The sequence below is a fragment of the Kitasatospora sp. Root107 genome (assembly GCF_001424875.1).
GTDB lineage: Bacteria > Actinomycetota > Actinomycetes > Streptomycetales > Streptomycetaceae > Kitasatospora.
The window spans coordinates 56,667-83,234 of sequence record NZ_LMCT01000002.1 but is presented as its reverse complement, the minus strand read 5'-3'; the positions used below and the strand labels follow the sequence as shown (position 1 = coordinate 83,234).

Sequence of the window (26,568 nt, the reverse complement as noted above, 5' to 3'; positions counted from 1 at the left end):
GTGGCGGCCGGTCGGGCCGGATCCCGGCTCACGGGCGTGGGGCGGCAGAGCGTGCGAGCGGCGTGGATACCATTGTCCAGCCGGGCGGGCCGATCCGCTCGGCCGCCCGCCGCCCGCTGGGTGGGGGCGGGTTCCGTGAGATCGGGGCGGTCCGGAAGGCCATGCTCAACAAGTACGCACGTGCCTTCTTCACACGTGTCCTGACGCCGTTCGCCGCGCTGCTGCTCCGTTGGGGAGTGAGTCCGGACGCGGTGACGCTGGTCGGGACGGCCGGGTCGGTCGCGGGTGCGCTGGTGTTCTTCCCTCGCGGGGAGTTCTTCTGGGGCACCATCACGATCACCCTGTTCATCTTCTCCGACCTGGTGGACGGCAACATGGCCCGCCAGGCCGGTACGTCCAGCCGGTGGGGTGCCTTCCTGGACTCGACGCTGGACCGGGTCGCCGATGCGGCGATCTTCGGTGGTCTGGCGCTCTGGTACGCAGGCCAGGGCGACAACGAATTGCTCTGCGCGGTGGCGATCTGCTGCCTGGCGAGCGGCCAGGTGGTCTCGTACACCAAGGCGCGGGGCGAGAGCCTGGGCTTCCCGGTGAACGTCTCCGGGGTGGTCGAGCGGGCCGAGCGGCTGGTGCTCACGCTGGTCGCGGCCGGGGTGGCCGGGCTGCACGGGTTCGGGGTGCCGTACGTGGAGTGGCTGCTGCCGGTGGCGCTCTGGCTGGTCGCGGTGGGCAGCCTGGTGACGATTGGGCAGCGAATGCTGACGGTACGTCGGGAATCCAGGGAAGCCGAGGCGGCAGCGTGAAGGACCGGATGGTCGACGGGGCGTACGCGCTCGGCTGGGCGGCGCTCAGGCATCTGCCCGAGCCGGTGGCGCGCGGGCTGTTCAACCAGCTCGCGGACTACACCTGGCGCCGTCGGGGCAAGGGTGTGCTCCGGCTGGAGGCCAACCTGCGCCGGGTCCGCCCGGAGCTGGACGAGGCCGGGCTGCGCGAGCTGTCCAGGGCCGGGATGCGGTCCTACCTGCGGTACTGGAAGGAGTCCTTCCGGCTGCAGACCCTGAGCACCGCCCAGCTGGCCGAGCAGTGCCAGGTCAAGGGCGTGGAGCAGCTGGAGGAGGTGCTCGGCAGCGGCCGGGGCGCCGTCGTCGCGCTGCCGCACATGGGCAACTGGGACCTGGCGGGCGCCTGGGTGGCCGGTGCCGTCGGGCACCCGTTCACCACGGTCGCCGAGCGGCTGAAGCCGGAGTCGCTGTTCGACCGGTTCGTGGCGTACCGGGAGAGCCTGGGCATGGAGGTGCTGCCGCTGACGGGTGGTCAGGGCTCGGTGATCGGGACGCTGGCCCGGCGGCTGCGGGCGGGGAAGCTGGTCTGCCTGGTGGGGGACCGGGACCTCTCGGAGGCCGGTCTGCCGGTGGACTTCTTCGGTGAGCAGACCAGGATGCCGGCCGGTCCGGCCGCGCTCGCGCTGCGCACCGGGGCCGCGCTGCTCCCGGTCACCCTCTGGTACGACGGCCCGGTGATGCGCGGGGTGATCCACCCCGAGGTCCGGCCGCCCGCCGAGGGCGACCAGCGGGAGCAGACCTCGGCGATGACCCAGGCGATGGCCGACATCTGGGCCGAGGGCATCCGCGAGCACCCCGAGGACTGGCACATGCTGCAGCGGTTCTGGCTGGCCGACCTGGAGGGGACCCGATGAAGATCGGCATCGTCTGCCCGTACGACTGGGACGTGCCCGGTGGGGTGCAGTTCCACATCCGCGACCTGGCCGAGCACCTGATCGCCCTCGGGCACCAGGTCTCGGTGCTGGCCCCGGCCGAGGACGAGTCGGCGCTGCCGCCGTACGTGGTCTCGGCCGGCCGCGCGGTCGCCGTGCCGTACAACGGCTCGGTGGCCCGGCTGAGCTTCGGCATCCTGTCGGCGGCCCGGGTCCGGCGCTGGCTGAGTGACGGTCAGTTCGACATCCTGCACGTGCACGAGCCGTCCTCGCCGAGCCTGTCGATACTGGCTGCCTGGGCGGCCTCCGGGCCGATGGTCGCCACCTTCCACACCTCCAACCCGCGCTCCCGGGCGATGATCGCGGCCTCGCCGATCCTGCAGCCGGGCCTGGAGAAGATAAGCGCACGGATCGCGGTCAGCGAGTACGCCCGCCGCACCCTGGTCGAGCACCTCGGCGGCGACGCGGTGGTGATCCCGAACGGGGTGGACGTCCGGTTCTTCGCGGACGCCGAACCGGACGAGCGCTGGCAGGGCGGCGCGGCCGACGGCGGGCCCGGCACGATCGGCTTCATCGGCCGGATCAACGAGCCGCGCAAGGGGCTGCCCACGCTGCTGGCGGCGCTGCCGAAGATCCTGGCCGCCCGGCCCGGCGTCCGGCTGCTGGTCGCGGGCAAGGGCGACGAGGAGGAGGCGGTGGCCGACCTCGCTCCCGAGGTGCGGGCCCAGGTCGAGTTCCTCGGCATGGTGACCGACCAGGAGAAGGCCCGGCTGCTGCGCAGCGTCGACCTGTACGTGGCGCCTAACACCGGCGGCGAGAGCTTCGGCATCATCCTGGTCGAGGCGATGTCCGCGGGCGCACCGGTGCTGGCCAGCGACCTGGACGCGTTCAAGCAGGTGCTGGACGGCGGCGAAGCGGGCGAGCTGTTCCCGGTCGAGGACGCCGGGGCGCTGGCCGACGCGGCGGTCCGGCTGCTGGCCGACCCCAAGCGGCTGGCCGAGCTGCGGGAGGCCGCCTCGCGGCACGTCCGCCGGTTCGACTGGTCCACCGTGGGGGCGGACATCCTGTCGGTGTACGAGACGGTGACGGACGGCAGGCCGCCGGTCGCCGAGGACGTCCGGGGCGGCTGGCGGGAGCGGCTTGGCCTGGCCCGGGACTAGCCTTCGGCAGAGGATGTCTGGCGTTCGGTCGCTGCGAAAGTGCCTGGCCCGATACGTAAGTTGAACGCTTCTGGGGGCGGCGTCGCCCACGCGGCGGAGCCGCACAGCAGCAGAGCCCCGAGCCCCTGGGTTGTAGATGGAGGATGTTGTGCCGCAGATACTTGTCGATTATTCGGCCGAGCTCGACTTCGACCGGCAGGGCTTCGCGAAGGAGCTGCACCCGCTGATCGCCGAGGTGATCGACACCGAGGTGGCGGCCTGCAAGACGGTGTTCCGACCGGCCGTGGAGTACGTGCTCGGTGACGGGGCGTCGGACGAGCAGATGGTGCTGGTGGAGATCAAGATCCTGGCGGGCCGGAGCACCGAGCAGCGGGCCGAGCTGACCCGGCGGGTGCTGGCCCTGCTCGGGGCGTACGTGACCGTGCCGTTGGCGTACGGCGTCGAGGTCACCGAGCTGGACCGGGCCACGTACCGCTTCGGGCACCTCGCGGCGCGGTAGCGTACCGCTCCGTGACTACCTGGATCTGGGCCGCGGCCGCGGTCGCGCTGTTCGCCGTGTACCTCAGCTGGACGGCGGGGCGGCTCGACCGGCTGCACGCCCGGATCGACACCGCGATGGCGTCGCTGGACGCGCAGCTGGTGCGGCGGTCCGCGGTGGCGCTGGAGCTGGCCACCTCCTCGCAGCTGGACCCGGCCACCTCGATCCTGCTCTACGAGGCGTCACATGCCGCCCGCCAGGCGGAGGACGAGCACCGGGAAGTGGCCGAGAGCGAGCTGAGCCTGGCGCTGCGCGCGGTCTTCGCGGAGCCGGCCCAGCTGGCGGCGCTGACCGCGGTGCCGGGGGGCGCGGAGACGGTGAAGGAGCTGACCGTCGCCGTCCGGCGGGTGCCGATGGCGCGGCGGTTCCACAACGACGCGGTGCGGGCGGCCCGGGCGGTGCGGGAGCACCGGCTGGTGCGGTACTTCCGGCTGGCCGGGCGGGCGCCGTTCCCGCTGGCCTTCGAGATGGACGACGAGCCGCCGCTCGCGCTCACCCCGCAGGGCGCGCCCGCGTGACGGAGGCCGACCCCATTTCGAGTGAAATCGGTGGCTGTTCAGCCTCTTTGTCGTAACCCGTAGGCCCTTCTGGCCCGGATGGTGCGTGGTTCGCGGCCGGTTCGGGCCTACGATAGGGCGATAGCACTGGTTCATCTTCGAGTGAGGTCTCACGTGTCCACCACCCCCATCACCGCTGACCAGCCGCAGATCGGCACCGCCCGCGTGAAGCGCGGAATGGCCGAGCAGCTCAAGGGCGGTGTGATCATGGACGTGGTCAACGCCGAGCAGGCGAAGATCGCCGAGGACGCCGGTGCCGTGGCCGTCATGGCCCTGGAGCGGGTGCCTGCCGACATCCGCAAGGACGGCGGCGTGGCCCGGATGTCCGACCCGAACATGATCGAGGAGATCATCGCCGCGGTCTCCATCCCGGTCATGGCCAAGTCCCGGATCGGCCACTTCGTCGAGGCCCAGATCCTGCAGTCGCTCGGCGTCGACTACATCGACGAGTCCGAGGTGCTGACCCCGGCCGACGAGGTCAACCACTCGGACAAGTTCGCCTTCACCACCCCGTTCGTCTGTGGCGCCACCAACCTCGGTGAGGCGCTGCGCCGGATCGCCGAGGGCGCGGCCATGATCCGCTCCAAGGGCGAGGCCGGCACCGGCAACGTGGTCGAGGCCGTCCGTCACCTGCGCCAGATCAAGAACGAGATCGCCCGCCTGCGCGGCTACGACAACAACGAGCTGTACGCGGCCGCCAAGGAGCTGCGCGCTCCGTACGAGCTGGTCAAGGAGGTCGCCGAGCTCGGCAAGCTCCCGGTGGTGCTGTTCTCCGCCGGTGGCGTGGCCACCCCGGCCGACGCCGCGCTGATGCGCCAGCTCGGTGCCGAGGGCGTCTTCGTCGGCTCCGGCATCTTCAAGTCGGGCGACCCGGCCAAGCGCGCCGCCGCCATCGTGAAGGCCACCACCTTCTACGACGACCCGAAGATCATCGCGGACGCCTCCCGCAACCTGGGCGAGGCCATGGTCGGCATCAACTGCGACACCCTGCCCGAGAGCGAGCGCTACGCCAACCGCGGCTGGTAGTCCCGTCGGTCGGCCCGCCGCAGCCTCGGCTCCGGCGGGCCGCCGCACGTCCATGCAACAACGTGAAGAGGTAGTGACCGTGAGTACCCCCGTCATCGGCGTGCTGGCCCTGCAGGGCGACGTCCGTGAGCACCTGATCGCGCTGGCCGCGGCCGACGCGATCGCCCGCGAGGTGCGGCGGCCCGAGGAGCTGGCCGACGTCGACGCGCTGGTGATCCCCGGCGGGGAGTCCACCACGATGTCGAAGCTGGCCCTGCTGTTCGGCCTGATGGAGCCGGTCCGCGAGCGGGTCCGGGCCGGGATGCCGGTCTACGGCACCTGCGCGGGCATGATCATGCTGGCCGACAAGATCCTGGACGGCCGGGACGACCAGGAGACCGTCGGCGGTATCGACATGACGGTCCGTCGGAACGCCTTCGGCCGGCAGAACGAGTCGTTCGAGTCCGGGGTCGCCTTCGACGGCCTCGGCGAGGAGCCGGTGCACGGCGTCTTCATCCGGGCCCCCTGGGTCGAGGCGGTCGGCGCCGGCGTGCAGGTGCTGGCCGAGCTGCCCGCGGCCGACGGCCCGGACAGCCGGATCGTGGCGGTCCGTCAGGGCAACCTGCTGGCCACCTCGTTCCACCCCGAGCTGACCGGCGACCACCGGGTGCACGAGTACTTCGTACGCATGGTCGAGAGTGCCGGTCGCTGAAGCGGCGCGCGGCACCGGTAAGATCCCTTCTGTTCATTTCCCTTTGGCGACGAAAAGGAGCTGGTGATGTCCGGCCACTCTAAATGGGCTACCACCAAGCACAAGAAGGCCGCGATCGACGCCAAGCGCGGCAAGCTCTTCGCCAAGATGATCAAGAACATCGAGGTGGCGGCCCGCACCGGCGGCAGCGACCCGTCCGGTAACCCGACGCTCTACGACGCCATCCAGAAGGCGAAGAAGAGCTCGGTGCCGATCGACAACATCAACCGCGCCGTCAAGCGCGGTGACGGTGCCGAGGCCGGCGGGGCCGACTACTCGACCATCATGTACGAGGGCTACGGCCCGAACGGCGTGGCGGTCCTGATCGAGTGCCTCACCGACAACCGCAACCGCGCGGCCTCCGACGTCCGGGTCGCGATGACCCGCAACGGCGGGAACATGGCCGACCCGGGCTCGGTCTCGTACCTGTTCAACCGCAAGGGCGTCATCATCGTCCCGAAGGCGGACGGGGTCGACGAGGACAAGGTCTTCGAGGTCGTCCTCGAGGTCGGCGCCGAGGAGGTCAACGACCTCGGTGACTCCTTCGAGGTGATCAGCGCGGCCACCGACATGGTCGCCGTCCGCACCGCGCTGGTGGATGCCGGGATCGACTACGACTCGGCCGACGCCAACTTCGTGGCGGACCTGCAGGTGCCGCTGGACGTCGACGGCGCCCGCAAGATCTTCAAGCTGATCGACGCGCTGGAGGACAGCGACGACGTGCAGAACGTCTTCGCCAACTTCGACATCAGCGACGAGGTCGGTGCGCAGCTCGACGCCGAGTAACTCGGCTGCCTCTCCGGCCCGGTGGTCCTCAGTGGACCGCCGGGCCGGTGTCGTTCGTCCGGTTGTCCGACCCGGGCGGTAGCCTTCGCAGGTCGGACGACAGAGATGGGTTCACAGGTGCGGGTGCTGGGAGTTGACCCTGGGCTGACCAGGTGTGGAGTCGGCGTGGTGGAGGGGACTCCCGGCCGGCCGCTCACCATGCTCGGGGTCGGGGTGATCCGTACGCCCGCCGAGGCGGAGATCGGGCAGCGGCTGCTGCTGATCGAGCAGGGCCTGGAGCAGTGGTTCGACACCCATCAGCCCGAACTCGTCGCGGTGGAGCGGGTGTTCGCCCAGCACAACGTCAGCACCGTGATGGGCACCGCGCAGGCCAGCGCGGTTGCGATGCTCTGCGCCACCCGGCGCGGCATCCCGGTCACCCTGCACACGCCCAGCGAGGTGAAGGCCGCGGTCTCGGGCAACGGCCGGGCCGACAAGGCCCAGGTCACCGCGATGGTCACCCGCCTGCTGCGGCTGGCCGAGCCGCCCAAGCCCGCCGACGCCGCCGATGCGCTGGCGCTGGCGATCTGTCACATCTGGCGCGGTACGGCACACAACCGGATCGCCGCCGCCGTCGCGGGCCAGGCCGCGAGCAAGCCAGTGAGCAACCCCAGGATCAGGGAGTACCGCCGATGATCGCCTTCGTCCAGGGCCCGGTCGCCGCCATCACCCCCGGCAGCGCCGTGGTCGAGGTCGGCGGGGTCGGCATGCTGGTGAAGTGCACCCCGCGCACGCTGTCCGCGCTGCGGATCGGCGAGCCGACCCGGCTGACCACCGCGCTGATCGTCAAGGAGGACTCGCTCACCCTGTACGGCTTCGCCGACGAGGACGAGCGGGCCACCTTCGACGTGCTGCTCACCGCCAGCGGGGTGGCCGCCACCATGGCGCTGGGCATGCTGGCCACCTTCACCCCCGACGAGCTGCGCCGGATCGTCGCCCAGGGCGACGCCAAGTCGCTCACCGCTGTGCCCCGGATCGGCCCCAAGCTGGCCCAGAAGCTGCTGCTCGAGTACAAGGACAAGCTCGGCGCCCCGCACGGCAGCGTCCCCGCCCAGAAGCCGATCGCCGCAGGTCCGGCCCCCTGGTCCGAGCAACTGCACGCCGCCCTGGTCGGTCTCGGCTACGCTCCGCGCGAGGCGGACGAGGCGGTCACCGCCGTCACGCCCGAGGCCGAGGCGCAGAGCCGTACCGACGTCGGCGCCCTGCTGAAGGCCGCGCTGCGCACCCTCAACCGCACCCGCTGACGCACTCTCAGGAGCCCGCCCGATGAGCCCGTACGACTCCGACCCCGCCGACCGCCTGCGGGCCGATGAGGTTCTGGCCTCGACCGCCGACGGCGAGGACCAGGCGGTCGAGGCGGCGCTGCGGCCCAAGGTGCTGGACGAGTTCATCGGGCAGGAGCGGGTCCGCGAGCAGCTCTCGCTGGTGCTGCAGGCCGCCCGCAAGCGCGGCACCACGCCGGACCACGTGCTGCTCAGCGGCCCGCCCGGGCTCGGCAAGACCACCTTGTCGATGATCATCGCGGCCGAGCTGGGCGCCCCGATCCGGATCACCTCGGGCCCGGCCATCCAGCACGCCGGCGACCTGGCGGCGATCCTCTCCTCGCTGACCGAGGGCGAGGTGCTGTTCCTGGACGAGATCCACCGGATGTCCCGCCCGGCCGAGGAGATGCTCTACCTGGCGATGGAGGACTTCCGGGTCGACGTGATCGTCGGTAAGGGGCCCGGCGCCACCGCGATCCCGCTGGAGCTGCCGCCGTTCACCCTGGTCGGCGCGACCACCCGGGCCGGGCTGCTGCCGCCCCCGCTGCGCGACCGGTTCGGCTTCACCGGCCACATGGAGTTCTACGCGCCGAGCGAGCTGGAGCGGGTGGTGCACCGCTCGGCCGCCCTGCTGGACGTCCAGATCGACACCGCCGGGGCCGCCGAGATCGCCGGCCGCTCGCGCGGCACGCCCCGGATCGCCAACCGACTGCTGCGCCGGGTCCGGGACTTCGCCCAGGTCAGGCACGACGGTGTGGTGGACCGGGAGATCGCCGCCCAGGCGCTGGCCGTCTACGAGGTGGACGCCCGTGGTCTGGACCGCCTGGACCGCGCGGTGCTGGACGCGCTGCTCCGGCTGTTCGGCGGCGGCCCGGTCGGCCTGTCCACGCTGGCCGTCGCGGTGGGGGAGGAGGCCGAGACGGTGGAGGAGGTGGCCGAGCCGTTCCTGGTCCGGGAGGGCCTGCTGGCCCGTACGCCGCGTGGCCGGATCGCGACGGCGGCCGCCTGGCAGCACCTCGGGATGGTGCCGCCGCCGCAGTCCCCGCGTGGCGCGGTGCCCGGCCAGCCGGAGCTGTTCGGCAAGGCCGGCGGCTGATCTCTCCCGGGCCGGTCCGGTTTCGGACACAGGTCGTGGCCAAACTGTTCAGGCGGAAGGTCGCCACCAACGGCGGCAGGATGACATGCTTGGCGTTGTCCGATCAGAGCGGGTCGCTTAGACTCCGCCGGACCGCCCCTCTCGACCTGATGGGCCGACGAAATCTCCACTGGCCACCCCTCGGTGGGCGGCCTGAATAGGACACCAGGCTGTGGAATCGCTCCTCCTTCCCCTCATCATGATCGCCGTGCTGTTCATGCTGTTCCGGTCCAACAAGAAGCGTCAGGACCAGGCCAAGCAGATGCGCTCCGCGATCGAGCCCGGTTCGGGCGTCCGCACCATCGGGGGCATCTACGCCCTGGTGAAGTCGGTGAACGAGGAGACCGTCGAGCTGGAGGTGGCCCCGGGCACGGTCGTGCACTTCACCAAGGGTGCGATCGCCGCGGTGCTGGACCCGGAGGAGTACGACGCGATCATCAACGGCCGTCCGGTCGAGGACGAGCCGACGGACGCCGCCGACGAGATCGTCGAGGCCGACGAGACCGACGAGAAGCCGCTCAGCTTCGACAAGAAGGACGAGTCGGACAACGACGGTACCGACGACGAGGCTCCGAAGAACAAGTAGTACGGTCGGGCACACCCTCGGCCGCGCGGCAACCGACCGCGCGTCCAAAGGACCTCACGGGCCGTCAGGCCACCTTCCCCCTATCCGCCACCTACCGGACAGGGTTCCGGTGGCCGGCGCCATGGACAGGGAGAAACGAGCAAGGTGGCATCACCCAAGTCGCGCCCGCGCGACGGTTACCCGGGGCGGGCTCTGGCCTTCATCCTGGTGATCACCGTCGGACTGGTCGCCCTCATGTTCGGGACGGGCCACACCACGCCGCGTCTCGGGATCGACCTCGCGGGCGGCACCAGCATCACGCTGACCGCCAAGTCGGATGACCCCGCCGCGATCACCAAGACCAACATGGACACCGCGGTCAGCATCCTGACGAAGCGAGTGAACGCGTTCGGCGTCTCCGAGGCCGAGGTCCAGACGCAGGGGTCCGACACCATCATCGTCAACATCCCGAACAAGGATGGCGACAATGAGCAGGCGATCAAGGACATCGGTCAGACCGCGAAGCTCTACTTCCGCCCGGTGCTGGCGCTCGCGCCCACCGGTGCCCTGCCCACCGCGCCGGCGGCCACGCCGAGTGCCGGGGCAACCCCCTCGGCCAGCCCGAGCGCCGGTTCCTCGGCCGCCCCGGCCCCGAGCGCCTCGGCCACCAAGGCCGGCCGTGCCGTCACCGACGGGCTGAAGGCGGACCCGACCGCCTCGGCCAGTGCGGCTGCCACCCCGACCGCCGCGGCGTCCGCCCCGACCGCCGCCGAGATGTCGGCCGCGCTCACCCAGGGCACCGTCCCGCCGGACCTGCAGGAGCAGTTCACCAAGCTGGACTGCTCGAACCAGTCGCAGCGGCTCGACTACCAGACCGACCCGGCCAAGAACGCGGTCGCCTGCAGCTTCGACGCCGAGCAGAACGTCTGGTACAAGTTCGCGCTCGGCCCGGTCGCCGTGAACGGCCAGGACATCGACAAGGCGCTCGCCTCCTTCGACACCCAGCAGGCCGGCGGCTGGCAGGTCCAGCTCCAGTTCGACGACACCGGCTCCAAGGCGTTCGCCGCCACCACCGGTCAGCTCGCCACCCAGCCCAGCCCGGCCAACCAGTTCGCCATCGTGCTCGACGGCAAGGTGGTCTCCCACCCGTACGTCAGCCAGTCGATCGCCGGCAACGCGGTCATCAACGGCAGCTTCACCCAGAGCGAGGCCAAGGCCCTGGCCAACGTGCTGAGCTTCGGCGCACTGCCGCTCACCTTCGAGATGAGCGACGTCACCACGGTCTCCCCGCAGCTCGGTGGCGACCAGCTGAAGGCCGGTCTGGTCGCCGGCGGGATCGGCATGATCCTGGTGGTGCTCTACTCGCTGGTCTACTACCGCGGCCTCGGCCTGGTGTCGATCGCGGGCCTGGTGGTCTCCGCCGCGCTGACCTACGCGATCATGTCGCTGCTCGGCGCCGGTATCGGCTTCGCGCTCAACCTGCCGGCCGTCTGCGGTGCGATCGTCGCGATCGGTATCACCGCGGACTCCTTCATCGTGTACTTCGAGCGCATCCGCGACGAGGTCCGCGAGGGTGCCCCGCTGCGCCCGGCCGTCCAGCGCGCCTGGCCCCGGGCCCGGCGCACCATCCTGGTCTCGGACTTCGTCTCGTTCCTCTGTGCCGCGGTGCTCTACCTGGTCTCGGTCGGCAAGGTGCAGGGCTTCGCCTTCACCCTCGGCCTGACCACCGCGCTCGACGTCGTGGTGATCTTCCTCTTCACCAAGCCGATGATCACCCTGCTGGCGCGGACCAAGTTCTTCGCCGAGGGGCACAAGTGGTCCGGTCTGGACCCGAAGCGCCTGGGTGCCCGTCCTCTGGTGCGCGGTCGTCGCCGCACCTCCGCCTCCGCCGCGAAGGAGGTCTGACGCGATGTCACGCTTCAGCAACCTCGGTCACCGTCTCTACCAGGGTGAGGTCAGCTTCGACTTCGTCGGCCGGCGCAAGCTCTGGTACAGCCTCTCCGCCCTGATCGTGCTGGTCGCCGGGATCGGTCTGGCGTTCGGCCTCAAGCTCGGCATCGAGTTCGAGGGCGGCTCGGTCTACACGATCACCAAGCCCGGTCTGACGGTCTCCCAGGCCCAGTCCGCGGCGGACGACATCCTCAAGGACACCAGCGCGCTGGTGCAGTCCACCGACAAGGGCGCGATCAAGATCCAGGTGAGCGCGGAGGAGCAGCTCCCGGCGGCCACCTTCATCACCGAGCTCTCCAAGGACCTGGCCATCCCGGCCAACGACATCAACGCCCAGGTGGTCGGCCCCAGCTGGGGCGAGGAGATCTCCAAGAAGGCGCTGCTCGGCCTGGTGATCTTCATGGTGCTGGTCACCATCTACCTGGCCATCGCCTTCGAGTGGCGGATGGCGATCGCCGCCCTGGTGGCACTGATCCACGACCTCCTGATCACCATCGGCGTCTACGCCCTGGTCGGTTTCGAGGTCACCCCGGGCACCGTGATCGGCTTCCTGACCATCCTCGGCTACTCGCTCTACGACACGGTGGTCGTCTTCGACACCGTGAAGGAGAACGCCAAGGGCATCACCCGGCAGAACAAGCGCACCTTCAGCGAGGCCGCCAACGCGGGCCTCAACCAGACCCTGGTGCGCTCGATCAACACCACCGTGGTGGCGCTCCTCCCGGTCGCCGCACTGCTCTTCATCGGTGGCGGTCTGCTGGGCGCGGGCACCCTGAACGACATCTCGCTCGCCCTCTTCATCGGCCTCGCCGCCGGTGCGTACTCCTCGATCTGCGTGGCCACGCCGCTGTACGCGCAGCTCAAGGAGATGCAGCCGGAGATGAAGGCGCTGGCCAAGAAGGTCGAGGCCCGCCGGGCCGCGGACGCCAAGGCCGAAGCCGAGCGGGCCGCCTCGGGCGAGGCGGACCCGAGCGAGGACGACCAGGACGAGGACGGGGCAGCGGGTATCGTCGGTAACCGCAACCAGCCGGTCAGCCGGTCCCGTAGCAAGGGCCGCCCGTCCGGCAAGCACTGACCGACCGCACCGAAGGACCCCCGTGACCTCTCCCGACCCCATCCTGGCCGAGCTGCTCAACAGCCGGATCAGGGACGTACCGGACTACCCGAAGCCGGGCGTGCTGTTCAAGGACATCGCGCCGCTGCTCGCCGACGCCGAGGCCTTCGCGGCCCTCACCCGGGCGCTGGCGGACCGGGCCAAGGCGCTCGGTGCGACCAAGGTGGTCGGTCTGGAGGCACGGGGGTTCGTGCTCGCCGCCCCGGCGGCCTTCGCGGCCGGGCTCGGCTTCGTGCCGATCCGCAAGAAGGGCAAGCTGCCCGGTGAGGTGCACGCGCAGTCGTACGACCTGGAGTACGGCTCGGCCACCCTCGAGGTGCAGTGCGACGCCTTCACCCCGGGCGAGCGGGTGCTGGTGATCGACGACGTCCTGGCCACCGGCGGCACCATCGGTGCCTCGCTGGACCTGGTCCGCCGGGCCGGCGGCGAGCTGGCCGGGGTGGTCGTGCTGATGGAGCTCGGCTTCCTGGACGGCCGCGAGCGGCTCACCCCGCACCTGGGCGACGCGCCGCTGGAGACCCTGGTCACCGTCTGAACCTGCGTTTGAACCGAGGCACGGGCATCCTGAGGATGCCCGTGCCTCGGCGTTTACCCGGGCTCGGTACCATGAAGAATCATCCGTTCCCCTTCTCGTGCGAGGGGAAGGCACCGCGCCACGAGGAGTGTCCTTGCCCGACGAGGTTGTGCCCACGGCCAACGCCGACGCCCCCGACAGTCGGCCCGTGCCCTCGGGGGCCAGCCCGGTACGTCCGACACCGCCCCCCGCAGTGGTCAAGCCCTCCGCCACCGGCGGCATGCGGGCCCGGCTGGCCCGGCTCGGCGGTCAGCGCAGCACCCTGCTCAACCCGGTGCTCGAACCGCTGTTCCGGACCATCAGGGCCCAGGACCCGAAGGCCGACCCGGCCCTGCTGCGTGACATCGAGCGCGCCTACGCGGTGGCCGAGAAGTGGCACCGCGGCCAGAAGCGCAAGAGCGGCGACCCGTACATCACCCACCCGCTCGCGGTCGCCACCATCCTGGCCGAACTCGGCATGGACGCCGCGACCCTGATGGCGGGTCTGCTGCACGACACGGTCGAGGACACCGACTACGGCCTGGAGACCCTGCGCAAGGACTTCGGCGACTCGGTGGCCCTGCTGGTCGACGGCGTGACCAAGCTGGACCGGGTCAAGTTCGGCGAGGCCGCGCAGGCCGAGACCGTCCGCAAGATGGTGGTCGCGATGGCCAAGGACCCCCGGGTCCTGGTGATCAAGCTGGCCGACCGGCTGCACAACATGCGCACCATGCGGTACCTCAAGCGGGAGAAGCAGGAGAAGAAGGCCCGCGAGACGCTGGAGATCTACGCCCCGCTGGCGCACCGGCTGGGCATGAACACCATCAAGTGGGAGCTCGAGGACCTCGCCTTCGCGATCCTCTACCCCAAGATGTACGACGAGATCGTGCGTCTGGTGGCCGAGCGGGCGCCCAAGCGGGACGAGTACCTGGCCACCGTGATCGACCAGGTCCAGGGCGACCTGCGCGGGGCCCGGATCACCGCTTCGGTGACCGGCCGTCCGAAGCACTACTACTCGGTCTACCAGAAGATGATCGTGCGAGGCCGCGACTTCGCCGAGATCTACGACCTGGTGGGCATCCGGGTCCTGGTCGACACCGTCCGCGACTGCTACGCGGCGCTGGGCACCATCCACGCGCGGTGGAACCCGGTGCCGGGGCGGTTCAAGGACTACATCGCGATGCCCAAGTTCAACATGTACCAGTCGCTGCACACCACGGTGATCGGCCCCGGCGGCAAGCCGGTCGAGCTGCAGATCCGTACCTTCGACATGCACCGCCGCGCCGAGTACGGCATCGCCGCGCACTGGAAGTACAAGCAGCGCGCGGTTGCGGGTGCCTCCAAGGTGCGCAGTGACACGCCGTCCCAGGTCCGCAAGGAGGACAAGGCCGGCGCGGTCAACGAGATGGCCTGGCTGCGGCAGCTGCTGGACTGGCAGAAGGAGACCGAGGACCCGAGCGAGTTCCTGGAGTCGCTGCGCTTCGACCTCTCCACCAACGAGGTCTTCGTCTTCACCCCCAAGGGTGACGTGATAGCGCTGCCCGCCGGCGCCACCCCGGTGGACTTCGCCTTCGCGGTGCACACCGAGGTCGGGTACCGCTGCATAGGAGCACGGGTCAACGGCCGGCTGGTGCCGCTGGAGTCGACGCTGGAGAACGGCGACGCGGTGGAGGTCTTCACCTCCAAGGCGGAGAACGCCGGTCCTTCCCGGGACTGGCTGGGCTTCGTCAAGTCGCCCCGGGCCCGCAACAAGATCAAGGCCTGGTTCTCCAAGGAGCGCCGCGAGGAGGCGATCGAGCAGGGCAAGGAGGCGATCGCCCGGGCGATGCGCAAGCAGGGTCTGCCGATCCAGCGCATCCTCACCGGCGACTCGCTGGTCACCCTCGCGCACGAGATGCGCTACCCCGACATCTCGTCGCTGTACGCGGCGATCGGCGAGGGCCACGTCGCGGCGCAGAACATCGTGCAGAAGCTGGTCCAGGCGCTCGGCGGCGAGGACGGCGCGACCGACGACCTGGCCGAGACGGCGACCCCGACGACCCATCAGAGCCGGGCCACCCGGCGCCGGGCCAAGGGCGATCCGGGCATCATCGTCAAGGGCGTGGACGACGTCTGGGTCAAGCTCTCCCGCTGCTGCACCCCGGTGCCGGGCGACCCGATCGTCGGCTTCGTGACCCGGGGCAACGGTGTCTCGGTGCACCGGGCGGACTGCGTCAACGTCGAGTCGTTGACCCAGCAGCCGGAGCGGATGATCGAGGTCGAGTGGGCGGCCACCCAGTCCTCGGTCTTCCTGGTGGCGATCCAGGTCGAGGCGCTGGACCGGTCGCGACTGCTCTCGGACGTCACCCGGGTGCTCTCCGACCAGCACGTCAACATCCTGTCGGCGGCAGTGCAGACCTCCCGGGACCGGGTGGCGATGAGCCGCTTCACCTTCGAGATGGGCGACCCGAAGCACCTCGGGCACGTGCTCAAGGCGGTCCGCGGCGTCGAGGGCGTGTACGACGTCTACCGGGTCACCTCGGCGCGGAAGTAGAACGGAGAAGGGCCCCACCGCCGGGAGGCGGTGGGGCCCTCTCTGTTGTTCAGCTTCAGCCGCTGAACTCCTCCAGGCTCTTGAGCGCCTGGTCGAGCAGCGCCTGACGGCCCGCCAGCTCGTTCTCCAGCTTGGCGACCTTGGACGCGTTGCCGGCCGCGCGGGCCTTATCCAGGTCGGCCTGGAGCTTGTCCACGGCAGACTGCAGCAGGCTGGTCATGCCGGTGGCACGGGCCCTGGCCTCCGGGTTGGAGCGCTGCCACTCGGCCTCCTCGGCCTCGCGGATCGCCCGCTCGACCGTGCCCAGCCGGGCGTCCAGCTTCGGCTTGGCGTCGCGCGGGACGTGGCCGATCGCCTCCCAGCGCTCGCTGACACCGCGCAGCGCGGCCTTGGCGGCCTTCAGGTCGGTGATCGGCAGGATCGCCTCGGCCTCGACCAGCAGGGCCTCCTTGAGCTTCTGGTTCTCGCCCTGCTCGGCGTCCCGCTCGCTGAAGGTGGCCGACCTGGCCTGGAAGAAGACGTCCTGCGCGCCCCGGAACCGGGCCCACAGCTCCTCCTCCGCGTCCCGCTGGGCGCGGCCCGCGGCCTTCCAACTGGTCATCAGATCCCGGTAGGCGGCGGCGGTGTCACCCCACTCGGTGGAGCTGGAGAGCGCCTCGGCCTGGGCGACCAGCTTCTCCTTGACCGCCTTGGCCTGCTCGCGCTCGGAGTCCAGCGAGGCGAAGTGCGCCTTGCGGTGCTTGGAGAAGACCGAGCGGGCGTGCGAGAAGCGGTGCCACAGCTCGTCGTCGCTCTTCCGGTCCAGCCGGGGCAGGCCCTTCCAGATGTCCACCAGCGCGCGCAGCCGGTCCCCGGCCTCCCGCCACTGGGTGGACTCGGCGAGCTGCTCGGCCTCGGCGACCAGCTTGTCCTTGGCCTCGCGGGTCTCGTCCTGGGCCTTGGCCTTGGCGATCTTGCGCTCGTTCTGCCGGGTTTCGATCTCGCCGGTCAGCGTGTCCAGCCGCTTGGCGAGCGACGCCAGGTCACCGACCGCGTGCGCCTCGACCACCTGCGCGCGCAGGTGGTCGAGTGCGGTCTGGGCGTCCTTGGTGCCCAGGTCGGTCTTGCGGACCCGGTGCTCCAGCAGGGCGATCTCGGCCGCCAGACCCTGGTACTTGCGCTCGAAGTAGGCGAGGGCCTCCTCGGGAGAACCCGCCTGCCAGGAGCCGACGACGCGCTCGCCGTCGGCGGTCCTGACGTAGACGGTCCCCTGCTCGTCGACACGGCCCCACGGTTCGCTGCTCACAGCGCGCCTCCTCCACATGACGTCACGGCCCGCACGGAGCACGTACGTCGTCCACAGTTGATGTGCGGCGGACCGATGGAGTCCGCCGTCCGAGCCGTCGAGTTGTGCGCCGAGGGTGACGGCCGACGGTCAGGGCACCCTATACAACAAGCAAGATAGGCGACCAGCACCGGCGTTGTCCGTATCCGGGCCGGTCGGGTTCCGGCGTGGCCGGGCCCGGGACGTCCCGGGCCCGGCCATGTGACCGGTCAACTCTTGGTGGCGGTCACCGAGTTGAGCACCACGTTGGCGTTCGGCGCACCGTCGCCGCCACCGCCCTTGACGCCACCGCCGGCGATGTTGGTGAGTACGTCCAGACCGCCGGTGATCTTCCCGAACGGGGTGTAGCTCGGCGGCAGCTGGGTGTCCTTGTAGACCAGGAAGAACTGGCTGCCGTTGGTGCCCGGGCCTGCGTTGGCCATCGCCACGGTGCCCGCGGGGTAGGTCGCGCCGGTCAGGTTCTCGTCGGCGAACTGGTAGCCGGGGCCGCCCGCGCCGGTGCCGGCCGGGTCGCCGCACTGGAGCACGTAGATGCCCTCGGTGGTGAGGCGGTGGCACTTCACGTGGTCGAAGTACTGCTCACTGGCCAGGTAGGCGAAGGAGTTGACGGTGTGCGGCGCCTTGGCGGCGTCCAGCGTGATGGTCACCTCGCCGCAACTGGTGGCCAGCTTCGCGGTGTAGCCGGCCTTGGTGTCGATCGCCAGCGGCGGCTCGGTCTTCCACTGCTTGCCGTTCGGCGCACCGGCGGCCGGGGTCTCGCAGCCCTTGACCGGGGTGACGGCGGCGGTCGGCGTCGGTGCGGCCTGCGCGGTGTCCTTCGCCTTGGGGTCGGAGTCGAAGGCCCCGCCGGCCCAGGCGCCACCCGCGGCGATCACCACGACGGCGAGGGCGCCGCCGACGATCGCGTTGCGCCGCCTGGCCTTCTTCTGGGCCTCGACCCGGCGCTCCATCTGCCGCTCGTACTTCTCGCGGGCGAGCTGACGTCGACGCTGTTCGCTGGTGACCACCGGCCGTGTCTCCTGAAAGATGGGGAGTTCTTGAGGATGCTGATGCGGATCATCGCATCCGCAGGCGGCCAAGTGTAGGGACCTCGTGTGTAAGTACGAGATCAGCTGTGCAGGTCCGAGGTCACGATTCAGGCGTCCGGACTCGCAGGTAACCGGTTAGGAACCCGTGCGGTACCGCCGGTAGGCTTCATGGAGTACTTGACATTCATCGCTACCCGAGGGGAAGGAATCACGTGTTCGTCGCCGGATTTCCCGCTGGAGCCTGGGGCACCAACTGCTACCTGGTCGCACCGGCAGCCGGCGAGGAGTGCGTGATCGTCGACCCCGGGCACGAGGCGACGCAGGGTGTCGAGGACCTGATCAGGGAGCACCGGCTCAAGCCGGTCGCCGTCCTGCTGACGCACGGACACCTCGACCACATCGCCTCGGTGGTGCCGGTCTGCGGCGCGAGCGGTGTCCCGGCCTGGATCCACCCCGAGGACCGCTACATGATGTCCGACCCGGCCCGTGGCCTGGGCCGTTCGATCGGGCAGCAGATCATGGGCTCGATCACGGTCGGCGAGCCGGACGACGTACGGGAACTGACCGACGGTGCCGTGCTGGAGCTGGCAGGGCTGAACCTGACGGTCGATCATGCGCCCGGCCATACCAGGGGGTCGGTGACCTTCCGGACGCCTTCGAGCGACGACATCCCTCCGGTGTTGTTCTCCGGCGACCTGCTGTTCGCCGGCTCGGTAGGGCGTACGGACCTCCCAGGGGGAGACGGCGAGGCGATCATGCGCTCGCTGGCCCGGGTCTGCCTGCCCCTCGACGACGCCACCGTGGTCCTCTCCGGTCACGGCGGCCAGACCACCATCGGCCGTGAGCGCGCCACCAACCCCTACCTCCAGCAGGCGGCGGGAGCGCTCGGCGCCCCGGCCTTCCCGCGACGAGGAATGTGACGGATAGAGACGTTGAACACCTTCAGCGCCCCCAAGGGCACCTACGACCTGCTGCCGCCGAGCTCCGCCGTCTACCTGGCGATCCGCGAGCGGCTGAGTGCCCCGCTGCGCCGGTCCGGCTACGGCTACATCGAGACGCCCGTCTTCGAGGACATCAAGCTCTTCTCCCGGGGCGTCGGTGAGTCCACCGACATCGTCTCCAAGGAGATGTACAGCCTCACCACCAAGGGCGGCGACGAGCTCGGGCTGCGCCCCGAGGGCACTGCCTCGGTGGTCCGCGCCACCCTCCAGGCCAACCTGCACAAGCTCGGCAACCTGCCGGTCAAGCTCTGGTACTCGGGCTCCTTCTACCGCTACGAGCGGGCGCAGAAGGGCCGTTACCGCCAGTTCGCCCAGATCGGTGCCGAGGCGATCGGCGCCGAGGACCCGGCGCTGGACGCCGAGCTGATCATCCTGGCCGACGACGCGTTCCGCTCGCTCGGGCTGACCAACTATCAGCTGCTGGTCAACAGCCTGGGCGACAAGGAGTGCCGCCCGGTCTACCGCACCGCGCTGGTGGACTTCCTGGCCGGTCTCGACCTGGACGAGGACACCCGCCGCCGGGCCGAGATCAACCCGCTCCGGGTGCTCGACGACAAGCGGCAGTCGGTGCAGGACCAGCTGGTCGACGCGCCGATGCTGCGCGACTACCTGTGCGAGGCGTGCAAGGCCTACGACGAGCAGGTCCGGGCGCTGCTGACCGCCGCCGGGGTGGCCTTCGTCGACGACCCGAAGCTGGTCCGCGGCCTGGACTACTACACCCGGACCACCTTCGAGTTCGTGCACGGGGGTCTCGGCGCCCAGTCCGCGATCGGCGGCGGCGGCCGCTACGACGGCCTCTCCGAGATGCTCGGCGGCCCCGCGCTGCCGTCCGTCGGCTGGGGCCTCGGCGTGGACCGCACCTTCCTCGCGATGGAGGCCGAGGGCATCGTCCTCGAGCTGCCCGCCACCACCTCGGTGTACGCCGTGGCGCTCGGCGAGGAGGCCAAGAACGTGCTGTTCGGCAAGGTCACCGAGCTGCGCCGGGCCGGCATCGCCACCGACCTCGCCTTCGGTGTGAAGACCATCAAGAACGCCATGAAGTCGGCCGACCGTTCCGGCGCCCGCTTCGCCCTGGTCGCCGGGGACCGAGATCTCGCCGCCGGTGTCGTCCAGCTCAAGGACATGACCACCGGCGAGCAGACCCCCGTCGAACTCGAAGCACTCGTCACCACCCTGAAGGAGAAGCAGCTGTGATCCGCACGCACGACGCGGGCACGCTCCGCGCGGAGCACGCCGGAACGACCGTCACCCTGGCCGGCTGGGTCGCCCGCCGCCGCGACCACGGCGGCGTGGCCTTCATCGATCTGCGCGACGCCTCCGGCACCGTGCAGATCGTGGCCCGTGACCTGGAGGCGATCGGGGACCTGCGCTCCGAGTACTGCGTCAAGGTCGTCGGTGAGGTCCGGGTCCGCCCGGAGGGCAACGAGAACCCCGAGATCCCGACCGGCAAGGTCGAGATCGTGGTCGGCGCCCTCGAGGTGCTCTCCGAGTCCGCCGCGCTGCCGTTCCAGGTCGCCGAGTACGAGCCCGGCACGGTCAACGAGGAGGTCCGCCTCCGCTACCGGTACCTGGACCTGCGCCGCGAGGGCCCGGCCCGCGCGCTGCGCCTGCGCTCCAAGGTGAACCACATCATCCGTACGGTGATGGAGGAGAACGACTACCTCGACATCGAGACGCCGTACCTCACCCGCTCCACCCCCGAGGGCGCCCGCGACTTCCTGGTGCCGGTCCGGCTCCAGCCGGGTCACTGGTACGCCCTGCCGCAGTCGCCGCAGCTGTTCAAGCAGCTGCTGATGGTGGCCGGCATGGAGCGGTACTACCAGATCGCCCGCTGCTTCCGGGACGAGGACTTCCGGGCCGACCGGCAGCCGGAGTTCACCCAGCTCGACATCGAGGCCTCGTTCGTCGACCAGGAGGACATCCTGGCGCTCGGCGAGAAGGTCGTGGGTGCCATCTGGAAGCAGGTGCACGGGTACGAGATCCCGAACCCGCTGCCCCGGATGACCTACGCGGACGCGATGAACCGCTACGGCTCCGACAAGCCGGACGTCCGCTTCGGCCAGGAACTCACCGACCTCACCGAGTACTTCAAGGGCACCGAGTTCCGGGTCTTCCAGGCCCCGTACGTCGGCGCCGTGGTGATGCCCGGTGGCGCGTCCCAGCCGCGCAAGCAGCTGGACGCCTGGCAGGACTGGGCCAAGGCGCGCGGCGCCCGCGGCCTGGCCTACGTGCTGGTGGACGCCGAGACCGGCGAGCTGCGCGGCCCGGTGGCCAAGAACCTCTCCGAGGAGCACCTGGCCGGTCTGGCCGCTGCGGCCGGTGCCAAGCCGGGCGACGCGGTGTTCTTCGCGGCGGGCAAGAAGACCGCCTCGCAGGAGCTGCTCGGCGCGGCCCGGCTGGAGATCGGCCGTCGCTGCGACCTGATCGACGAGTCGCAGTGGGCCTTCCTCTGGGTGGTCGACTTCCCGATGTTCGAGCCGATCGAGAACGACAAGGGCGAGTTCCAGGGCTGGCACGCGGTGCACCACCCGTTCACCGCGCCGACCGCCGAGTCGCTGGCCACCTTCGACACCGACCCGGGCAGTGCGCTCTCCAACGCGTACGACCTGGTGCTGAACGGCTCGGAGCTGGGCGGCGGTTCGATCCGTATCCACCAGCGCGACGTGCAGAAGCGGGCGTTCGACGCGATCGGCCTGTCGGAGGAGGAGGCGCAGTCGCAGTTCGGCTTCCTGCTCGACGCCTTCAACTACGGCCCGCCGCCGCACGGTGGGGTCGCCTTCGGTCTGGACCGTATCGTCACCCTGCTCGGCGGGTACGACACCATCCGGGACGTCATCGCGTTCCCGAAGACCTCGACCGGTGGTGACCCGCTGACCGGCGCGCCGACCCCGATCACCCCGGCCCAGCGCCGGGAGGCCGGTGTCGACAGCAAGCCGAAGCAGCGCGACGAGGCCAAGTCCGAGACGGTGAACGAGGCCTGACGCAGGATCTGTACGATCAGGGCCCCGGTCGGTGTGCAGTTCGCACCGGCCGGGGCTCTCGTATCATCTCGTCCACAAAGGCGTGGAAGGAACAACCATGAACGTCAGCACCAGAGTTGAGCACCCCTCGGACGCACCGGCGACCCGACGGGTGCACATGGCGGCCTTCCCCGGACCGGACGAGGCCGACCTGGTGGACGCACTGCGGCGGGACGGGAGTTGGCTGCCCGGGCTCTCGCTGGTCGCCGTGGACGGACGCGAACTCATCGTCGGACACGTCCTGTTGACCCGTCTGGAGGTCGGCGACGTGACCGGTCTCGCGCTCGCGCCGGTCGCGGTGGCGCCGGAGTGGCAGCGCAAGGGGGTCGGCGTACTGCTGGTGCGGGCAGCGCTCGACGCCGCCGCCGAGGCGGGCGAGAAGCTGGTGGTGGTGCTCGGCGACCCGAACTACTACGGGCGCTTCGGCTTCACCCCGGCGGCCGAGCACGAGGTCACGGGCCCGTTCGACGTGCCGGGGGAGTACTTCCAGGCGCTCGCGCTCCCGGCGTACGACGGCAGCCCGAAGGGGCGCTGCCGCTACCCGGAACCTTTTGGCGGACTCTAGCCATGCACCACCAGGGGCTCGGGGAACTGCGACGGTTCGTGGCTGGTGGGGCACAATGCGAAAGTGCCTGACCCGGTACGTACGTTGAACACTTCTGAGGTCGGCGTCGCCCACGCGGCGGAGCCGCACATCAGCAGGGCCCCGAGCCCCTGTCTTCCGAACCTTTGGCTAGAGGTGCACGGTCTGGCGGCAGCTTTCGATGAAGGCGGCCATGGCCGGGGTCATCGGGCGTTCGCGGAGCCAGTACAGGCCGACGTGGCTGGGGCTCAGGCCGGTGACGGTGCGGTAGGCGACGTCGGGGCGGGAGGCGAGGCGTCTCATGGCCTCGGGGGCGAAGCCGATGCCCTGGCCGCAGGCGACGGCGGCGAGCCATTCGTCGGCGTTGTGGGCGACCGCGCCGATCCGGGCCGGGCGGCCGCCGCGTTCGGCGGCGCCGAGCCAGTAGTCGCGCCAGAAGCCGGCCTCGGCGGGGATGGCGACGAAGGGTTCGGCCAGTACGTCCTGGACGTCGAGGATCTCCCGGGCGGCCAGCGGGTGTTCGGAGGACAGGACGGCGATCCGGTCGACGACGGCCAGCCGGGCGGCCGCGTACTCGGGGCCGAGGTCGGCGGGGGCGTGCCAGAGGGCGAGGTCGATCTCGCCGGTGCCGAGGCCGGAGCTGACGTCGAACCAGTTGTTCTGCCGCATCCGGACCTGCCAGCCGGGCATCCGCCGCCCGAACTCCGCCATGGTGGCCAGACCGACCAGGTTGATGGTGCTGCCCTCGAAACCGACCCGGAGCAGGCCCTCGGCCTCGGTGGCGGTCTGCCGGGTGGCCCGGACCGCGCCGTCCCAGCCGTCCAGGACGGCCGCCGCGTGCCGGGTCAGCGTCTCGGCGGCCGGGGTGGGGGTGACGCCGGCCCGGGTGCGTTCGAAGAGCTGGACGCCGAGCAGGGTCTCCAGCTGCCGGATCTGCTTGGTCAGGGTCGGCTGGGATACGGACAGCCGGGCCGCCGCCGCGGTGAGCTGGCCCTCCTCGCAGACCACGGCGAAGGAGCGCAGCAACCGGGTGTCGATATCCATGCCCACAGGTTATGGAACGGGTAATTGGACCGGCGGGCCGGGGCTGCKGCAGGGTGATCGCCTCACCGGCGGGTGCCGGTACCGGCAGTACAGGGGTCTTCCGGTACCGGACCGCGCCGGCCTACGCCTTGACCATGGCGTTCATATGCGTGAACCGCAATCAAGTACAAGTCTATTGACGGGCTCATGAGGGGCCTCTAGGGTCCGACGGAACCGCACGTCCCTTGGAGTGCGGTATCCGACTGCAGGGCCTGTTCATGTACTTGAATCTGGCGCGTTGTCGCGTCTCCATTCCGTCTTGCAGTTCCTCGACCACGACCACCCTCGGGTCAGATGAACCAACCAACCTGGAGACGAACGATGCAACTGAGAGCCGTCATCGCGTCCATCGGCCTGCTGGCCGGCACCCTCGTCGTGCTGTCCGGCAACACGGCGCAGGCCGCGTCCACCCGTTACGAGGCCGAGAGTTCCCCGGCAGTCTGTACCGGCACCATCGACTCCGACTGGGCCGGCTACTCCGGCAGCGGGTTCTGCAACGGCACCAACGGGACCGGCGCCCATGCACAGTTCACCGTGAACGCCGCCGCTTCGGGCACGGCGACATTGAAGGTCCGTTTCGCCAACGGCACCACCACCGCACGGCCCGCGGACGTCACGGTGAACGGTTCGACGGCCACGTCGGCCTCGTTCGAGGGCACCGGCGCGTGGGGGACGTGGGTGACCAAGACGCTGACGGTGCCGGTCAGTTCAGGCAGTAGCACCATCCGGTTCAACCCGACCACCTCGGCCGGCCTGCCCAACATCGACTACCTCGACGTCGAGGTGGCCGGCACCACGCCGCCGTCGGGCTCCGCGCTGTACGTGGCGCCGAACGGCAGCGACAGTGCAGCCGGAACGCAGTCGGCCCCGACGACGCTCACCTCGGCGATCAGCCGCGTCACTCCCGGTGGGACGATCTACCTGCGCGGTGGGACCTACAGCTACTCGCAGACGGTCACCATCCCGGCGGGCAACAACGGCACCTCGAGTGCCCGCACGAAGCTGTCCGCCTACCCGGGTGAGACTCCGGTGCTGAACTTCTCGGCCATGATCGAGGACCCGGCGAACCGCGGGCTCGCCCTCAACGGGTCGTTCTGGCACGTCAACGGGATCGTCGTCGAGCGTGCCGGTGACAACGGGATCTTCGTCGGCGGCAGCAACAACATCATCGAGCGCACGGTGACGCGCTTCAACCGCGACACGGGGCTCCAGCTCTCGCGGATGGCCTCCACCACCCCCCGCGAGCAGTGGCCGTCCAACAACCTCGTCCTGAGCGCGGAGTCGCACGACAACGCCGACTCCGACGGCGAGGACGCCGATGGTTTCGCCGCCAAGCTCACCGTCGGCCCGGGGAACGTCTTCCGCTACGCCGTGTCCCACCACAACATCGACGACGGCTGGGACCTCTACACCAAGCCCGACACCGGGCCGATCGGAGCGGTGACCATCGAGGACTCCCTCTCCTACGACAACGGCACCCTCAGCGACGGCTCCCAGGCCGGCAACGGTGACCGCAACGGCTTCAAGCTCGGCGGCGACGACATCGCGGTCAACCACGTCGTCCGCCGCAGCATCGCGTTCCACAACGGCAAGCACGGGTTCACGTACAACAGCAACCCCGGCTCGATGACGGTGTCGGACAACCTCAGCATCGACAACGCCCAGCGCAACTTCCAGTTCGACGCCGGTACTTCGGTGTTCCGGAACAACACCTCGTGCCGCAGCAGCAGCGGGACGAACGACCGGATCATCGGCGACGCCGACAGCTCGAACCAGTTCTGGTCCGGGACGAACGGCTCCCGGTGCGCCTCGTACCCCGGCGCGCTGGGCTGGTCCTTCGCAGCCGACGGCCGCCTGGTCGTGACCTTTGGAGGCACCGCGGTCACGCCGTGACCGATCCCGTCGCGGGCCCCGGTGCAGTACCTGGCCCATCCGGTTCGTCCGGATGGGCCAGGCCCGGGAGGAGCCGGGCCGCGCCGACCTGCGGGCTCCCTTGATCGGCCGTAGCGTGAGTGCTCGTCAGCACCCGTGAGCGGAGGGCCCGATGGCGGCGGACGGCAGGAAGCGGCTTCTGAAGAAGCCGTACGAGAAGGAACTGCTCCGCCTGCAGAGCGAGTTGGTGAAGGTCCAGGAGTGGGTCAGGTCCGAGGGCGTCCGCCTGGTGGTGCTCTTCGAGGGCCGGGACGCGGCCGGCAAGGGCGGCGCCATCAAACGGGTGACCGAGTACCTCAACCCGCGCGTCGCCCGGATCGCCGCCCTGCCCGTCCCGACGGAGCGTCAGCGCGGCCAGTGGTACTTCCAGCGGTACGTCGAGCAGCTGCCCGCCGCCGGGGAGATCGTGCTGTTCGACCGGAGCTGGTACAACCGGGCCGGGGTGGAGAAGGTGATGGGGTTCTGCACCCCGGAGGAGTACTGGCAGTTCCTGCACCAGGCCCCGACCTTCGAGCGGATGCTGATCGAGGCGGGCATCGAGCTGCGCAAGTACTGGTTCTCGGTCAGCGACACCGAGCAGGAGCGGCGGTTCCGGGACCGGCTGGAGGACCCGATGCGGCGCTGGAAGCTCTCGCCGATGGACACCGAGTCGATCTCGCGCTGGGAGGAGTACTCCAGGGCCAAGGACGAGATGTTCGTCTACACCGACGTCCCGGGTTCGCCCTGGCACGTGGTGGAGAGCGACGACAAGCGGCGGGCCAGGATCAACATGATCGCCCACCTGCTCTCCACGCTGCCGTACCACGAGGTCACCATGCCCCCGGTGGAACTGCCGCCCCGGCCGAAGGCCAGGGACTACCAACGGCCGCCGCGCGACCTGCAGAAGTACGTGCCCGACCACGCGGACCGGTTGGGGAAGTAAGGGCTGTCGGCGCGCT

The 26,568-nt window shown here is 70.2% G+C and carries 25 protein-coding genes; 22 read left to right on the top strand and 3 right to left on the bottom strand.

Going from position 1 to position 26,568, the window contains the following annotated elements; all coding sequences use genetic code 11:
- The first annotated feature begins 161 nt into the window (after nt 1-161).
- The 16 genes from pgsA to ASC99_RS03735 all read left to right on the top strand — a co-directional run bounded on the left by pgsA (nt 162) and on the right by ASC99_RS03735 (nt 15,659).
- Entirely contained in the window at nt 162-800 is a 639-nt protein-coding gene (gene pgsA / locus ASC99_RS03810; protein ID WP_057228230.1) for a phosphatidylinositol phosphate synthase, read from the top strand.
- 8 nt (nt 801-808) lie between these two features.
- Nucleotides 809-1,693 (top strand): phosphatidylinositol mannoside acyltransferase, encoded by an 885-nt coding sequence (locus ASC99_RS03805; protein WP_063856970.1) that lies wholly within the window; start codon nt 809-811, stop codon nt 1,691-1,693.
- Entirely contained in the window at nt 1,690-2,871 is a 1,182-nt protein-coding gene (locus ASC99_RS03800) for a glycosyltransferase family 4 protein (RefSeq protein ID WP_057228226.1), read from the top strand. Before ASC99_RS03805 ends, ASC99_RS03800 begins: the two co-directional genes overlap by 4 nt.
- 148 nt (nt 2,872-3,019) lie before the next feature.
- A complete protein-coding gene (locus tag ASC99_RS03795) occupies nt 3,020-3,370 on the top strand; it encodes a 5-carboxymethyl-2-hydroxymuconate Delta-isomerase (RefSeq protein ID WP_057228224.1) in 351 nt (116 codons plus the stop codon).
- An 11-nt stretch (nt 3,371-3,381) separates the two neighbouring features.
- Nucleotides 3,382-3,927, top strand: a complete 546-nt coding sequence (locus tag ASC99_RS03790) for a hypothetical protein (protein WP_057228222.1) — start codon at nt 3,382-3,384, stop codon at nt 3,925-3,927.
- A gap of 153 nt (nt 3,928-4,080) precedes the next feature.
- Complete coding sequence (gene pdxS, locus ASC99_RS03785) at nt 4,081-4,992, top strand: pyridoxal 5'-phosphate synthase lyase subunit PdxS (RefSeq protein WP_057228220.1); 912 nt, start codon at nt 4,081-4,083, stop codon at nt 4,990-4,992.
- Nucleotides 4,993-5,071: 79 nt separating this feature from the next.
- A complete protein-coding gene (gene pdxT / locus ASC99_RS03780; RefSeq protein WP_057228474.1) occupies nt 5,072-5,683 on the top strand; it encodes a pyridoxal 5'-phosphate synthase glutaminase subunit PdxT in 612 nt (203 codons plus the stop codon).
- 66 nt (nt 5,684-5,749) lie between these two features.
- Nucleotides 5,750-6,508, top strand: coding sequence for a YebC/PmpR family DNA-binding transcriptional regulator (locus ASC99_RS03775; RefSeq protein WP_057228218.1), 759 nt, complete (start codon nt 5,750-5,752; stop codon nt 6,506-6,508).
- A 117-nt stretch (nt 6,509-6,625) separates the two neighbouring features.
- Nucleotides 6,626-7,183 carry a crossover junction endodeoxyribonuclease RuvC gene (gene ruvC / locus ASC99_RS03770; RefSeq protein WP_057228473.1) on the top strand — a complete coding sequence of 186 codons (558 nt, stop codon included), beginning with the start codon at nt 6,626-6,628 and terminating at the stop codon, nt 7,181-7,183.
- Nucleotides 7,180-7,791, top strand: coding sequence for a Holliday junction branch migration protein RuvA (gene ruvA / locus ASC99_RS03765; protein WP_057228217.1), 612 nt, complete (start codon nt 7,180-7,182; stop codon nt 7,789-7,791). Before ruvC ends, ruvA begins: the two co-directional genes overlap by 4 nt.
- Before the next feature lie 22 nt (nt 7,792-7,813).
- Complete coding sequence (gene ruvB, locus ASC99_RS03760; RefSeq protein WP_057228215.1) at nt 7,814-8,905, top strand: Holliday junction branch migration DNA helicase RuvB; 1,092 nt, start codon at nt 7,814-7,816, stop codon at nt 8,903-8,905.
- 211 nt (nt 8,906-9,116) lie between these two features.
- The gene (yajC, locus tag ASC99_RS03755; RefSeq protein ID WP_157531357.1) at nt 9,117-9,530 is read left to right on the top strand and encodes a preprotein translocase subunit YajC; all 414 of its coding nucleotides are present in this window, start codon (nt 9,117-9,119) and stop codon (nt 9,528-9,530) included.
- Nucleotides 9,531-9,674: 144 nt separating this feature from the next.
- Nucleotides 9,675-11,414, top strand: a complete 1,740-nt coding sequence (secD, locus tag ASC99_RS03750) for a protein translocase subunit SecD (protein ID WP_057228211.1) — start codon at nt 9,675-9,677, stop codon at nt 11,412-11,414.
- Between the two features lie 4 nt (nt 11,415-11,418).
- Entirely contained in the window at nt 11,419-12,534 is a 1,116-nt protein-coding gene (gene secF, locus ASC99_RS03745) for a protein translocase subunit SecF (protein WP_057228209.1), read from the top strand.
- A gap of 22 nt (nt 12,535-12,556) precedes the next feature.
- Nucleotides 12,557-13,108, top strand: coding sequence for an adenine phosphoribosyltransferase (locus ASC99_RS03740; RefSeq protein WP_057228208.1), 552 nt, complete (start codon nt 12,557-12,559; stop codon nt 13,106-13,108).
- A 133-nt stretch (nt 13,109-13,241) separates the two neighbouring features.
- The gene (locus ASC99_RS03735; protein WP_057241211.1) at nt 13,242-15,659 is read left to right on the top strand and encodes a bifunctional (p)ppGpp synthetase/guanosine-3',5'-bis(diphosphate) 3'-pyrophosphohydrolase; all 2,418 of its coding nucleotides are present in this window, start codon (nt 13,242-13,244) and stop codon (nt 15,657-15,659) included.
- A 55-nt stretch (nt 15,660-15,714) separates the two neighbouring features.
- On the opposite strand, the gene ASC99_RS03730 is transcribed toward ASC99_RS03735, so the two are convergent.
- Together ASC99_RS03730 and ASC99_RS03725 are read right to left on the bottom strand one after the other, a co-directional pair.
- Nucleotides 15,715-16,944, bottom strand: a complete 1,230-nt coding sequence (locus ASC99_RS03730; protein WP_057228207.1) for a DUF349 domain-containing protein — start codon at nt 16,942-16,944, stop codon at nt 15,715-15,717.
- A 248-nt stretch (nt 16,945-17,192) separates the two neighbouring features.
- Nucleotides 17,193-17,990 (bottom strand): peptidylprolyl isomerase, encoded by a 798-nt coding sequence (locus ASC99_RS03725; RefSeq protein WP_057228205.1) that lies wholly within the window; start codon nt 17,988-17,990, stop codon nt 17,193-17,195.
- A gap of 233 nt (nt 17,991-18,223) precedes the next feature.
- Here ASC99_RS03725 and ASC99_RS03720 point away from each other — a divergent pair, with 233 nt between their 5' ends.
- The 4 genes from ASC99_RS03720 (at nt 18,224) to ASC99_RS03705 (ending at nt 22,597) form a co-directional block, all read left to right on the top strand.
- The gene (locus ASC99_RS03720; RefSeq protein WP_057228203.1) at nt 18,224-18,931 is read left to right on the top strand and encodes an MBL fold metallo-hydrolase; all 708 of its coding nucleotides are present in this window, start codon (nt 18,224-18,226) and stop codon (nt 18,929-18,931) included.
- Between the two features lie 12 nt (nt 18,932-18,943).
- Entirely contained in the window at nt 18,944-20,206 is a 1,263-nt protein-coding gene (hisS, locus tag ASC99_RS03715) for a histidine--tRNA ligase (protein WP_057228201.1), read from the top strand.
- Entirely contained in the window at nt 20,203-21,993 is a 1,791-nt protein-coding gene (gene aspS / locus ASC99_RS03710) for an aspartate--tRNA ligase (RefSeq protein ID WP_057228199.1), read from the top strand. The genes hisS and aspS overlap by 4 nt, the downstream gene beginning before the upstream one ends.
- Nucleotides 21,994-22,090: 97 nt before the next feature.
- Nucleotides 22,091-22,597 carry a GNAT family N-acetyltransferase gene (locus tag ASC99_RS03705; RefSeq protein ID WP_057228196.1) on the top strand — a complete coding sequence of 169 codons (507 nt, stop codon included), beginning with the start codon at nt 22,091-22,093 and terminating at the stop codon, nt 22,595-22,597.
- Between the two features lie 168 nt (nt 22,598-22,765).
- Here ASC99_RS03705 and ASC99_RS03700 read toward each other — a convergent pair whose 3' ends face one another.
- Entirely contained in the window at nt 22,766-23,659 is an 894-nt protein-coding gene (locus ASC99_RS03700) for a LysR family transcriptional regulator (RefSeq protein WP_057228194.1), read from the bottom strand.
- A 360-nt stretch (nt 23,660-24,019) separates the two neighbouring features.
- On the opposite strand from ASC99_RS03700, the gene ASC99_RS03695 reads away from it, so the two are divergent.
- Both ASC99_RS03695 and ppk2 read left to right on the top strand, forming a co-directional pair.
- The gene (locus ASC99_RS03695; protein WP_057228193.1) at nt 24,020-25,591 is read left to right on the top strand and encodes a carbohydrate-binding protein; all 1,572 of its coding nucleotides are present in this window, start codon (nt 24,020-24,022) and stop codon (nt 25,589-25,591) included.
- 151 nt (nt 25,592-25,742) lie between these two features.
- On the top strand, nt 25,743-26,552 hold the full coding sequence (gene ppk2 / locus ASC99_RS03690) for a polyphosphate kinase 2 (RefSeq protein WP_057228191.1): 810 nt from the start codon (nt 25,743-25,745) through the stop codon (nt 26,550-26,552).
- Nucleotides 26,553-26,568: the final 16 nt, after the last annotated feature.

Excerpts from the sequence above, each read along its gene's own strand:
- secF (WP_057228209.1), top strand. The coding sequence starts at position 11,419 with ATGTCACGCTTCAGCAACCTCGGTCACCGTCTCTACCAGGGTGAGGTC.
- ruvB (WP_057228215.1), top strand. The coding sequence starts at position 7,814 with ATGAGCCCGTACGACTCCGACCCCGCCGACCGCCTGCGGGCCGATGAG.
- ASC99_RS03700 (WP_057228194.1), bottom strand. The coding sequence starts at position 23,659 with ATGGATATCGACACCCGGTTGCTGCGCTCCTTCGCCGTGGTCTGCGAG.
- ppk2 (WP_057228191.1), top strand. The coding sequence starts at position 25,743 with ATGGCGGCGGACGGCAGGAAGCGGCTTCTGAAGAAGCCGTACGAGAAG.
- pgsA (WP_057228230.1), top strand. The coding sequence starts at position 162 with ATGCTCAACAAGTACGCACGTGCCTTCTTCACACGTGTCCTGACGCCG.
- ASC99_RS03805 (WP_063856970.1), top strand. The coding sequence starts at position 809 with ATGGTCGACGGGGCGTACGCGCTCGGCTGGGCGGCGCTCAGGCATCTG.
- ASC99_RS03775 (WP_057228218.1), top strand. The coding sequence starts at position 5,750 with ATGTCCGGCCACTCTAAATGGGCTACCACCAAGCACAAGAAGGCCGCG.
- ASC99_RS03800 (WP_057228226.1), top strand. The coding sequence starts at position 1,690 with ATGAAGATCGGCATCGTCTGCCCGTACGACTGGGACGTGCCCGGTGGG.
- ASC99_RS03695 (WP_057228193.1), top strand. The coding sequence starts at position 24,020 with ATGCAACTGAGAGCCGTCATCGCGTCCATCGGCCTGCTGGCCGGCACC.
- ruvA (WP_057228217.1), top strand. The coding sequence starts at position 7,180 with ATGATCGCCTTCGTCCAGGGCCCGGTCGCCGCCATCACCCCCGGCAGC.
- ASC99_RS03705 (WP_057228196.1), top strand. The coding sequence starts at position 22,091 with ATGAACGTCAGCACCAGAGTTGAGCACCCCTCGGACGCACCGGCGACC.